Here is a 10,116-nt window from a genome sequence, read left to right on the forward strand (position 1 = left end):
AGAGAAGGCGGTAGGCTGGAGGAGAAGAATGAACGCGCCAACAATAAAAATCAGCGGGCGAGGCACGATCAGTGCAATCCGGGACGTCAAAGTCGAGAGTGTGTCGACAAAATTCGCGATGGTCCTGCCCGATGGCGGCTATAGCAGATTGGCGATCAGGATTGGACCCAACATCACCGCAGAGGGTCGCGCCTGTTTTCTTGTTGGCGATGCAGTGAAATATACGATGTCGAAGGGGGCTGACGGAGAGCTGCCGAGGGCACACGACCTTGAGAGGGTGGGCGTCGATATCTGGACAACTTGATGGCTTGCGGGGTCTTTTTCGATCCCGCAAGCCATTGTCTGTGCTTCAAGCGCTCAACCGACTGCGCAACAACTTCGCCATCTCCTCCAGATCCGTCATCGGTTGATGCCCGATCAGCATCCAGGCGTGTTCCATGTCAGCCCAATACACGATGTTCAGCTCGCGCCGCTGTTCCCGGGCGAAATGGCGGCTGCCGCTGTTGGAGCGGGTGACGCACAGCGCCATGGGGCCGTGCGCCGGATCGAGGTAGGTGATCTGGGCGATCGGCACACCGTCGTACTCGAGGATTTGCGCGCGCTTGAACTCGGCACGTGGCAGGCTCAGTTTTGCCGGCGCGAGGTCCAGGCCCAGGCGCGCATCGATGGTCCGCAGTTGTGCCCGCTGGGCGGCCTCATCAGCGGGTAAATGATCCAGGGTTTCCGGCACGTAGAGCGCCATGTAATCGGCCACCAGGCCGCGCCAGTTGTGGGTCTGCTGGCTCGCTTGCCAGCCGAGGAACAACCGGTCCGCCAGCACGCCGCCGGCCAACAGTGCGGCCGCGGCGGCAAGGAACCAGCGCCGGTTGAGCCCGGGGCGGACGGGCGAGGGCATCGTCGCGAGCATGGCTTGCAGACGATCCACCGGCGCCTGCCGGGCCAATTCATCGTAGGCGTCCTTGAACGGCAGGCTGCTGCGATCCAGCCATTGCAGGCGCAGGCCGAGCATCGGGTCGGCGATGATGGCCGCGTCGATGTGCGAGCGCTGCTCGGCATCGAGTTGGTTGTCGAGGTAAGCCACCAGTTGTTCGTCCGAGGTTCTCGCGCTCATCAATGTTCTCCTCGGTAAGGGTGCGGCACCGTGTGCAACGGTGGATATTCGGCCAGTTTCGCCCGGGCGGCGGCCAGGCGACTCATCACCGTGCCGATGGGCACTTGCAGCACGTCGGCGACTTCGCGGTAGGACAAGCCCTCGACGTAGGCGAGAAACACTGTTTCGCGCTGGGTCTCGGGCAACGCATCGACGCGACGGATGACCTGTGCCGCCAACACATGGGTCTGGGCCACGGATTCACCATCGAACGACAAGGCCTCATCGGCATCCACCTGACCCTGACCCTGACGCACCCGCTGGGCGCGGATTTCGTTGAGCCAGATCGAATGCAGAATGCTCAGCAGCCAGCGGTCCATGCGCGTTCCCTCCACGAATTGCCCGGCCCGCTCCAACGCCCGCACGCAGGTGGCCTGCACCAGGTCATCGGCAACATGCCGTTGACGGGACAACAGCAGGCCGTAGCGCCATAAACGCGCCAGATGCTGGTTCAGTTCCGTTCGTATTGTCTGATCGCTGGCGATGGCGACCTCCGTCCGCTCAGGTTTTCAGGTTTTCGATGAGTCGTTGATGGCTTCGGCCAGGTCCTGGTACTCCTCGCATTGAGTGCTGCCGCAAATGGATTTGATCTGCTGCAGTTGTTCCTGCGCGAGATCCAGCCGGCCTTTGATCACATAGGCCTCGCCGAGGTATTCGCGGACTTGCGCGTATTGCGGGTCGAGCTTCACCGATTGCAGGTAATAGCCGATGCCTTCGTCGGTGCGTCCCAGTTTACGCGTGGCGTAGCCGCGATAGTTCAGTGCTTTTGCTGTATTTGGCTGTTTCAGCGTGTCGAGCAGGGCCAGGGCCTCTTCGTAACGTCCGTCCTTGGCCAGTTGCCAGGCATAGTTGGTGCGGTCTTCGTCCGGCACCAGGTTGCTGGCCTGCCTGACGCACCGATTCGATCGGGTATCCAGCACTTGACCTTTCGGGCAGGTGGGTCTGGTGGGCATGTCGTCACCGCCGCCGCCACCGTTGGCCAGGACGAGGGAGCCGGACAACGCAACGGTCAGCAACAGCGGGGTCATCAGAACGGCAAAACGAATATTCATGGGCTTTGCTCCACAGGTTCAGGCGTTTCAGATCAGGTCGCGCCCCGCCAGAGGCAGCGCAAGGTTGAGCCAGCCAACGGCTTGAACAATTGAAGGGGCCTGACTGCCCCGGCAATCTCATGCTCATGGTTGATGTCATGAGAACACCGCAGCATGAACAATTATTCACTGCGATCTTGCGTTGTTTTCAAGGAAAGCTCATATCGGGGCGCAGGCATGGTTTTGTGCCTTACACAGCTTTATGTGCGCTGAAGATCCCTGTGGGAGCGAGCTTGCTCGCGATGCGGAGTGTCATTCAACTTTGATGTCGACTGATACACCGCTATCGCGAGCAGGCTCGCTCCCACATAGGAATTTCGTCGAATACAAGATCTGGGCGGTGCTCCAACGAAGCATGGTGACGAGCTATCAACCCAGCGGACGAATCGGTGTGCCCGCCGCCCAGGCTTGAATGTCCTCGATCATTTGCGAGAAAAACAGCTGATAGTTCTGTTGGCTCACGTACCCGACATGGGGTGTTGCCAGCACGTTGTCCAGGGTCCGGAACGGATGGTGCGCAGGGAGCGGCTCCTGCTCGAAGACGTCCAGGGCGGCACCGGCCAGCCGTTGTTTCTGCAGCGCCTTGATCAGTGCCGCTTCATCGACAATCGGTCCGCGAGCGGTGTTCACCAGCAGCGCCGTGGGTTTCATCCAGCCCAATGCTTGCGCGTCCACCAGGCCCCGACTGCGGTCGCTGAGCACCAGGTGCACCGACAGCACGTCGGCCTGTTCGAACAGTTCCTGCTTGCTGACATGGGTCACACCGACTTGTGCTGCTCGTTCGGCCGTGAGGTTTTCACTCCAGGCGATCACGCGCATGCCGAACACCTGACCGAACTGCGCGACGCGCTGGCCGATGCTGCCCAGGCCGAGGATGGCCAGCGTCTTGCCATGCAGGTCGCCTCCCAGGCCTTGTTGCCATTGGCCGGCACGCAGGGCATTGGCTTCGACCACCAGATTGCGGGTTGCGGCCATGATCAGCGCCCAGGTCAGCTCCGGTGCGGCGTGTTTGTAGCTGTCGGTGCCGCTGACCTGTATGCCCCGCGCGGCGGCGGTTTTCAGGTCCAGGGCGGCGTTGCGCATGCCGCCGGTCACCAGCAGTTTGAGCTTCGGCAGGCGGCGCAGCAGGTCTTCATCGAAACGGGTGCGCTCGCGCATCACGCAGATCACCTCGAACCCGGCGAGGCGCTCGGCCAGGGTTGGGTTATCGGAGGGGTAATCATGGAGAAAACTCACCTGGCCGACGCTGTCCAGCGCCGACCAGTCCACCACATCCCGCGCCACATCCTGCCAATCATCAAGCACTGCAATCTGCACAGGCATCAGCCTTTCCTCTTCAACGCACGGGGTTGGTCTTGTTCAGCCAGGCGAGCAGGGCCTGGTGGAATTGTGCCGGTTCTTCCATCTGTGGCGCGTGGCCCATGCCAGGGAATTCGACCAGCGTGGACTGGGGAATCAGCTTGGCCACCTGTTTGCCGAGGACCTCGTAGTGCCCGAGCTTCGCCTTGATTTCGGGGGAGGCGATGTCACTGCCGATGGCGGTAGTGTCGGACGTTCCGATCAACAGCAGGGTCGGCACTTTCAGGTCCTTGAATTCGTAGTACACCGGTTGGGTGAAGATCATGTCGTAGATCAGCGCCGAGTTCCACGCGACTTGCATATGCCCCGGGCCTTTGTTCAGGCCGGCGAGCATGTCGACCCAGCGATCGAATTCCGGCTTCCAGCGGCCGCCGTAATAGGTGGTGCGTTCGTAGTTGCGGATACCGTCGGCGCTGAGTTTGAGTTCGCGTTCGTACCATTGGTCAACGGTGCGATAGGGCACACCGAGGGCTTTCCAGTCTTCCAGGCCGATGGGGTTGACCAGCGCCAGTTGCTCGACCTGTTCGGGGTATTGCAAGGCATAGCGGGTGGCGAGCATGCCGCCGGTGGAGTGCCCCAGCAGGGTGGCTTTCTGGATGCCCAGGGCCTTGAGCAATTGCTGGGTGTTCGTCGCCAGTTGCTGGAAGCTGTACTGATAGTGCGCCGGTTTGCTGGAGGTGCAGAAGCCGATCTGGTCCGGGGCGATGACTCGATAACCGGCGTCGCTGAGGGCTTTGATCGAGCTGTCCCAGGTGGCACCGCAGAAATTCTTGCCGTGCATCAGCACCACGCTGCGACCATTGGCCTTGCCGTGGGCGGCGACGTCCATGTAACCCATTTGCAGGGATTGGCCCTGGGATTCAAAGGCGAAGTGCTTGAGCGTGTAGGGGTAGTCGAAACCTTGCAATTGGGGGCCGTATGCCGGTCCTTCGGCGTGGGCGATAATGGGCAGGGTGGCGGTCAGCAGCAGGCCGGGTAACCAGCGGGAGAGAGGGCGTGACATGGGAGAGCTCCATAGAAAATCCGCATGCTGGGTCGACTCGATTAGGGCGACATTAAACACAGGCAATCGCTGCCCTTGATGGTTCAACCCATCCAGTACAATGTCGCCATGGCCAGCACGCCGTAGCGGGCGCCTTTGGCCAGGGTGACGATCAGCAGGAAGCGCCCCAGCGGTTCGCGCATGACCCCGGCGACCAGCGTCAGCGGATCGCCGATCACCGGCAACCAGCTGAGCAGCAATGACCAATGGCCGTAGCGTTGGTAATGCAGCCGGGCTTTTTCCAGGTGTCGGGGGCCTACCGGAAACCAGCGCCGGTCGCGGAACCGCTCGATCCCGCGCCCCAGCCACCAGTTAAGCAGCGACCCCAGAACGTTGCCGCACGTTGCCACTGCCAGCAGTGCCCAGAGCCAATACCGATCGCTGAGCAACAGTCCCACCAGCACGGCTTCGGATTGCAACGGCAGCAGCGTGGCGGCACCGAATGCCGCGAAAAACAGCCCGAGGTACGCGCTGGACATCAATGGGCGGGGTAATCCGCAACCACCACGTCAGTGCCATCCTTTTTCAGGCCAATGACCTGATAGGCATCGCTCATGCCGTCCATTTCCATGCCGGGCGAACCCATGGGCATGCCGGGGGCGGCGACGCCCAGCAGATCGTCGCGCTTGCTCAGGGCCAGGACCTGGTCGGCCGGGACATGACCCTCAACGAATTTGCCGTTGATCAACGCGGTGTGGCACGACGCCAGGCGCGGCGGCACACCATGCTGTTGCTTGAACTCACTCATGTTGGCTTCGACGTGGTCTTCGACCTTGAAGCCATTGGCCTGCAGATGAGTGATCCATTTTTTGCAGCAGCCACAGTTGGCGTCGCGATGAACCTCGATCGGGATGAGGTCGGCGGCCTGGGCCAGGGAGGACATGAACAGGACGCTCAGGGCGATCAGACGCAGAGGGTTTCGCATGGGTTCGTCTCGGCTAACGGGCAAAAAAACGCATTTTGACCCTTTTTATTGGTCGGGTATTCAAGGAGTGTTTCTAATTGCTACAAAGATCCGCTGTTAGATGATGGTAGATCATCGCTGTCAGGCAGATGAGGGGCGCATTACAAAATCGTCAGGTTGAAATGCCGAGGATAAGTATCGGTGTTGATGAAAACCAACTAGTCGTCATGTAAGAAAAGTCTGAAGGACCATTCTTCAAGGTGCTAATACCCAATAAACAAGAAGTTTTACAGCATGTATCTGAATTGTACGAGAATTGTTAAAACTCCGAATTAAAGTTTGGTGGCCTCAAGTGCTCCGGCCGATACTCCTGACCTCCTAACTTGGTCAAGCAAGGAGTTTTCAATGACTATCGGTTATACCGGCGCCTGGACTGCGAAAGCGGGCCTGTTGGTTCGAGATACCGCCAGCAGATCAAAGCCTGTTCCCCAGAGCGTCAAGGTCAGGCAGATGCTTGACCTGGTGGGCAACAATCCAGTCGAGCTGGATACRGTCAAGATGGACAAGATGAAATTGCGCAAGCAGATGAAGGGTTTTGATCCTACTGATATTTCAGTCAAGTCCATGGGCAGTCTCAGTGTCTTTCTGAAAGAGCGGGGCCTGATCAGTGATGTGACGGCGGTCACGTTGAGCAATGCCGGTGACAAGTTCGACCGGTTTGGCATCAAGGACCCTGATGCGAAGTTCAATGCACTGGAATATTTCGCTACGCAACTGGAGAACATCCAGAATAACAATCTCAAGGGTAACAAGTACGCCAACTACCTGGTTCCCGAGTTCAAAAAAGCGATCTACGTGCTGCAAAACCTGGAAACCTACGGCAAGAACAACGGCCCCATGGTGAGGCCCGGCAGTGTTCTCTCGGAAGAGGCCTGACGCCATGTTGCCCGGCCCGCCCGGTTCATCGAGCGGGCCGGCAACCCTTAGCGGTCGAGCAGTTTCATGACTTCTTCCGGATAACGCAGGCCTGCGGTGGCATTCGCTGCAAAGACCGCCTCCAGCGCTTGCAGTTCTTCGGCGCTTAGCGTCACCTGCAGTGCGGCCACGTTTTCTTCCAGGTATTTACGTTGTTTGGTGCCCGGAATCGGAATCAGGTAGTCGCCTTGGGCCAGCACCCATGCCAGCGCCAGTTGGCCCGCCGTCACGCCCTTTTCCGCCGCCAGCGCCTGCACTTGCTGCACCAGTAGCAGGTTTTTCGCGAAGTTTTCGCCCTGGAATCGCGGGCTGAAGCGACGGTAGTCGTCCGCCGCGAAATCATCCGGACTTTTCAACGCGCCGGTCAGAAAGCCTCGGCCCAACGGGCTATAAGGCACAAAGGCGACGCCAAGGCGCTGGCAGGCCGCCAGGCAACCGTTTTCCTCCTGGTCACGGCTCCACAATGAATATTCACTTTGCAACGCACTGATCGGATGAACCTTGTGTGCCCGTTCCAGGGTCGCCACCGATGCCTCGCTCAATCCCAGGTAACGCACCTTGCCGGCACTGACCAGTTCGGCCATGGCGCCGACGGTTTCCTCGATAGCCACCTGTGGGTCGATTCGGTGCTGGTAATACAGGTCGAGGGTGTCCACGCCCAGGCGCTTCAAGCTGCCGTCGATGGACTGGCGAATGTATTCCGGCCGACCGTTGACGCCCCGGGCAGTGGGGTTGGCCGGGTCGCGAACGATCCCGAACTTGCTGGCCAGGAACACCTGGTCGCGCTTGCCGGCGATGGCCTTGCCGATCAGTTCTTCATTGGTGTGCGGGCCGTACATGTCGGCGGTATCGAGCAGGTTGACGCCCAGTTCCAGCGCACGATGCAAGGTGGCCGTGGCTTCCCGGGTGTCGGTGCCGGTGGTGTAGAAATCGGTCATGCCCATGCAGCCCAGGCCGATGGCCGACACCTGCGGACCGTTTTTTCCCAATTGACGTGTGTGCATGAAATCAGCTCCCTGTGAAATGAATCGCCATTGTTCGCCTCGACAGAAACAAGATAAACCGGCTAAAACGGCTATCACTATTCGTTAAATCTAAACAATCTGCCGGTGGAGCCAGCAATGGACCGTTTCAACGCCATGCGCGTCTTTACCCGAATCGTCGAACTCGGTGGCTTTGCCAGGGCCGCCGACAGCCTGCAATTGCCCCGGGCCTCGGTGACTATCCTGATCAAGCAACTGGAGGCACATCTGGGGGTGCAACTGCTGCAACGCACCACGCGGCAGATCAGCCTGACGCTCGACGGTGCGGCCTATTACCCGCGTTGCGTGCGCTTGCTGGCGGATCTTGAAGAGACCGAAGCGGTGTTCAGCGCGGCGCGCCACAATCCCAAGGGCTTGTTGCGGGTGGACATGCCGGCGGGAGTGGGGCGCCTGGTAGTGATTCCGGCGCTGCCGCAATTCACGGCCCGCTATCCCTTGATCGAGCTGGAAATAGGTTTGAATGACCGGCCGGTGGACCTGATTCGCGAAGGTGTCGATTGTGTCTTGCGCGGTGGCTCGACGCTGGACGATTCACTGGTGGCACGGCCGCTGGTGATGATGGATCAGGTGACCTGTGCCAGTCCTGACTACCTGCAGCGGCACGGAACGCCCCATACCTTGGACGACCTGGACGGGCACCGGATGGTCGAGTACATCTCCAGCAACGCAAAACGCTATGGGCTGGAGTTTGTCGTGGATGGCCAGGTGCAGTCGGTCGATCTGCCCAAGCAGGTGGCGGTCAACAGTGCCGATGGTTATCTGGCAGCGTGCGAGGCCGGATATGGGCTGGTGCAGACGCCGTACTATCACGTCGCACGGCAACTGCAGGAGGGGCGATTGCGTGAAGTGCTTGGGGAAGTGCCGCCACCGGGCATGCCGATGACGGCGCTTTATCCGCCGCACCGCCAGTTATCCCGGCGTGTGCGTGTGTTTGTCGATTGGCTGGTTGAGTTGTGTGCCCAGCCCGGCAATGACTTCTATCGAAAGGATTCAGGACGTTGAATAGCTGTTAACGATGTTGGTAGTAACCCGGTCCGCCATGGTCGTAGTGGTGATCGTGGTGCCAGCCCCCGTGGGGGAAAACAATGCAACCGCTCAAGCTCAGGATGGCGAGCAGAGGCATCAGCAATGTGATTCGACGCAACATGTGAAAGTCCTCATGGTTATTGCCGTTATGAAGCTAAAACTCTTCATCGGCTGTAACATGAGACCCCGCTTGTAGTTGTTTATCCCCGAAACAGGGTAGGCACTTGGCATGCGTATCGATACAAACCGGATACATTTTCAGATTCAGGAACCCGCAATGACTCAGTCGCAACGTTTGAAATACTCGATTCTGATCTCCCTGGTGGTGCTGGGGATCATGTTTGGCCTTTCCTGGTTGCAGAACACCGGCGTCATCAGCGAAAAAATGTTCCAGTACATCGCCATCGGCGTGGCGGTGGTCGTGGTGGTCGTCAATGGCGTGATGCGCCGCAAGGTCAAGCCCTGATCATTCAATCACTGGTTGCGCAGAATGGCAGCAGCCTGGGGATGCAGGCTGTAGCTTTTGTCGGGATTGAGGACAATCACGCCTTCGCTGCACAAGCGCTTGAGCACTTCACGCACGCTGAGAAACGACAAGGGAATGTCCAGGTCCAGCAATTGGCTGTGCACGCCGCGCACGCCAAGGCTGCGGTCGCTTTCGGCGGCCGTCAGCAGGGCATCGATGACTTTCAGGCGGATCAGGCTGGTGCGCAGGCCAAAGCTTTTGAGCAGGATCCTGATCCGTTCGTTGCGCTGACGATCGGTACGCGGCTCGAATACGCCGACTCCCATGGAAGTACCCTTTGGCGCATTGCTACCGTCCATTGGCAGTTGCGAGTTGTACATTGCAAAACTCCTTTTCAGAGCCTGATCAGGAAAAAGTGGACGCTCTTGCAAGACTAGACGCATGAGCAGCGCAAATCATGAAGGCTCAAATGTAGAAAATTTGTCACCGTCGCGTGATCAACCTGTCAGTCCACGTGCCGATGCGCGGTAAAACCCTAAATTTTGGTTCTTCACGCAATCCCGGGGAATACCGATACCTGTAGGAGCTGGCTTGCCAGCGATGGCGACCTGACGGCCGAGCATTTTCTTCCTGGTGTACATATTCATTGCTGCGGTAACGGCCACTTAGGGTTCCGCCCTGACGGCGGGTCACTTTCGAAAAGCGCGAAAGTAACCAAAGCGCTTTGCCCCTTACATTCGGTGCCTCGCCGTGGCTCGGCATCCCCTCGCTCCGGTCCTGCTCCGTGGGCCCGCCGCCATCGGCCATCCATGGCCCAGAGTGTGTCAAAACGCCAAAGCCAACCCTTGCTATGATTGCCCCGGATTTCATCGCAAGGGCTGCCCATGAAACGCTTCATTCAAGGTGAACACCGAGGTCAAAGGACCCTGCTCCCCGAGAGCCTGGACGATTACGTCAGCGACACTAATCCGGTGCGCGTTGTCGATGTCTTCGTGGATGAACTCGACCTGATCACCTTGGGTTTTGAAAGCGCTGTCCCTGCTGAAACTGGCCGACCGGC

At 59.2% G+C, this 10,116-nt stretch carries 14 protein-coding genes and 1 pseudogene; 5 read left to right on the plus strand and 10 right to left on the minus strand.

What is annotated here, in order from left to right:
• Positions 1-28: 28 nt before the first annotated feature.
• Entirely contained in the window at positions 29-304 is a 276-nt protein-coding gene (locus AC1DXW_RS26215; protein WP_477754685.1) for a hypothetical protein, read from the plus strand.
• A gap of 45 nt (positions 305-349) precedes the next feature.
• Here the strand turns inward: AC1DXW_RS26215 and AC1DXW_RS26220 are convergent, their stop codons facing one another.
• From AC1DXW_RS26220 to AC1DXW_RS26250, 7 genes are all read right to left on the minus strand, one after another.
• Entirely contained in the window at positions 350-1,111 is a 762-nt protein-coding gene (locus AC1DXW_RS26220) for an anti-sigma factor (RefSeq protein WP_477754686.1), read from the minus strand.
• Positions 1,111-1,593, minus strand: a complete 483-nt coding sequence (locus AC1DXW_RS26225) for an RNA polymerase sigma factor (RefSeq protein ID WP_477754690.1) — start codon at positions 1,591-1,593, stop codon at positions 1,111-1,113. Before AC1DXW_RS26225 ends, AC1DXW_RS26220 begins: the two co-directional genes overlap by 1 nt.
• 66 nt (positions 1,594-1,659) lie before the next feature.
• Complete coding sequence (locus tag AC1DXW_RS26230) at positions 1,660-2,202, minus strand: tetratricopeptide repeat protein (protein ID WP_477754687.1); 543 nt, start codon at positions 2,200-2,202, stop codon at positions 1,660-1,662.
• 408 nt (positions 2,203-2,610) lie between these two features.
• Positions 2,611-3,564 carry a D-2-hydroxyacid dehydrogenase family protein gene (locus AC1DXW_RS26235; protein WP_477760644.1) on the minus strand — a complete coding sequence of 318 codons (954 nt, stop codon included), beginning with the start codon at positions 3,562-3,564 and terminating at the stop codon, positions 2,611-2,613.
• A 13-nt stretch (positions 3,565-3,577) separates the two neighbouring features.
• Entirely contained in the window at positions 3,578-4,603 is a 1,026-nt protein-coding gene (locus AC1DXW_RS26240; protein WP_477760645.1) for an alpha/beta fold hydrolase, read from the minus strand.
• An 83-nt stretch (positions 4,604-4,686) separates the two neighbouring features.
• Positions 4,687-5,121: a YqaA family protein gene (locus AC1DXW_RS26245; protein WP_477756237.1), complete on the minus strand. Its 435-nt coding sequence runs from the start codon at positions 5,119-5,121 to the stop codon at positions 4,687-4,689.
• Entirely contained in the window at positions 5,121-5,567 is a 447-nt protein-coding gene (locus tag AC1DXW_RS26250; RefSeq protein ID WP_477756236.1) for a DUF411 domain-containing protein, read from the minus strand. Before AC1DXW_RS26250 ends, AC1DXW_RS26245 begins: the two co-directional genes overlap by 1 nt.
• Before the next feature lie 384 nt (positions 5,568-5,951).
• Here AC1DXW_RS26250 and AC1DXW_RS26255 point away from each other — a divergent pair, with 384 nt between their 5' ends.
• Positions 5,952-6,482: a hypothetical protein gene (locus AC1DXW_RS26255; RefSeq protein ID WP_477756235.1), complete on the plus strand. Its 531-nt coding sequence runs from the start codon at positions 5,952-5,954 to the stop codon at positions 6,480-6,482.
• A gap of 47 nt (positions 6,483-6,529) precedes the next feature.
• Here AC1DXW_RS26255 and AC1DXW_RS26260 read toward each other — a convergent pair whose 3' ends face one another.
• Entirely contained in the window at positions 6,530-7,525 is a 996-nt protein-coding gene (locus tag AC1DXW_RS26260) for an aldo/keto reductase (protein ID WP_477756234.1), read from the minus strand.
• 117 nt (positions 7,526-7,642) lie between these two features.
• Here AC1DXW_RS26260 and AC1DXW_RS26265 point away from each other — a divergent pair, with 117 nt between their 5' ends.
• Positions 7,643-8,566 carry a LysR family transcriptional regulator gene (locus AC1DXW_RS26265; RefSeq protein ID WP_477756233.1) on the plus strand — a complete coding sequence of 308 codons (924 nt, stop codon included), beginning with the start codon at positions 7,643-7,645 and terminating at the stop codon, positions 8,564-8,566.
• A 7-nt stretch (positions 8,567-8,573) separates the two neighbouring features.
• On the opposite strand, the gene AC1DXW_RS26270 is transcribed toward AC1DXW_RS26265, so the two are convergent.
• Entirely contained in the window at positions 8,574-8,711 is a 138-nt protein-coding gene (locus AC1DXW_RS26270; protein ID WP_477756232.1) for a hypothetical protein, read from the minus strand.
• Between the two features lie 156 nt (positions 8,712-8,867).
• Here AC1DXW_RS26270 and AC1DXW_RS26275 point away from each other — a divergent pair, with 156 nt between their 5' ends.
• Positions 8,868-9,056 carry a hypothetical protein gene (locus AC1DXW_RS26275; protein WP_477760646.1) on the plus strand — a complete coding sequence of 63 codons (189 nt, stop codon included), beginning with the start codon at positions 8,868-8,870 and terminating at the stop codon, positions 9,054-9,056.
• A gap of 8 nt (positions 9,057-9,064) precedes the next feature.
• On the opposite strand, the gene AC1DXW_RS26280 is transcribed toward AC1DXW_RS26275, so the two are convergent.
• A complete protein-coding gene (locus AC1DXW_RS26280) occupies positions 9,065-9,436 on the minus strand; it encodes a fe2+ zn2+ uptake regulation protein (RefSeq protein ID WP_477760647.1) in 372 nt (123 codons plus the stop codon).
• Positions 9,437-9,940: 504 nt separating this feature from the next.
• On the opposite strand from AC1DXW_RS26280, the pseudogene AC1DXW_RS26285 reads away from it, so the two are divergent.
• Positions 9,941-10,116, plus strand: a pseudogene (locus tag AC1DXW_RS26285) (IS5/IS1182 family transposase); the annotation flags it as partial.

It is taken from the genome of Pseudomonas sp. P4_C4 (assembly GCF_056402055.1).

Coding starts and splice junctions, on each gene's coding strand:
- AC1DXW_RS26215 (WP_477754685.1), top strand. CDS start 29: ATGAACGCGCCAACAATAAAAATCAGCGGGCGAGGCACGATCAGTGCA.
- AC1DXW_RS26220 (WP_477754686.1), bottom strand. CDS start 1,111: ATGAGCGCGAGAACCTCGGACGAACAACTGGTGGCTTACCTCGACAAC.
- AC1DXW_RS26230 (WP_477754687.1), bottom strand. CDS start 2,202: ATGAATATTCGTTTTGCCGTTCTGATGACCCCGCTGTTGCTGACCGTT.
- AC1DXW_RS26235 (WP_477760644.1), bottom strand. CDS start 3,564: ATGCCTGTGCAGATTGCAGTGCTTGATGATTGGCAGGATGTGGCGCGG.
- AC1DXW_RS26240 (WP_477760645.1), bottom strand. CDS start 4,603: ATGTCACGCCCTCTCTCCCGCTGGTTACCCGGCCTGCTGCTGACCGCC.
- AC1DXW_RS26245 (WP_477756237.1), bottom strand. CDS start 5,121: ATGTCCAGCGCGTACCTCGGGCTGTTTTTCGCGGCATTCGGTGCCGCC.
- AC1DXW_RS26250 (WP_477756236.1), bottom strand. CDS start 5,567: ATGCGAAACCCTCTGCGTCTGATCGCCCTGAGCGTCCTGTTCATGTCC.
- AC1DXW_RS26260 (WP_477756234.1), bottom strand. CDS start 7,525: ATGCACACACGTCAATTGGGAAAAAACGGTCCGCAGGTGTCGGCCATC.
- AC1DXW_RS26265 (WP_477756233.1), top strand. CDS start 7,643: ATGGACCGTTTCAACGCCATGCGCGTCTTTACCCGAATCGTCGAACTC.
- AC1DXW_RS26270 (WP_477756232.1), bottom strand. CDS start 8,711: ATGTTGCGTCGAATCACATTGCTGATGCCTCTGCTCGCCATCCTGAGC.
- AC1DXW_RS26275 (WP_477760646.1), top strand. CDS start 8,868: ATGACTCAGTCGCAACGTTTGAAATACTCGATTCTGATCTCCCTGGTG.
- AC1DXW_RS26280 (WP_477760647.1), bottom strand. CDS start 9,436: ATGTACAACTCGCAACTGCCAATGGACGGTAGCAATGCGCCAAAGGGT.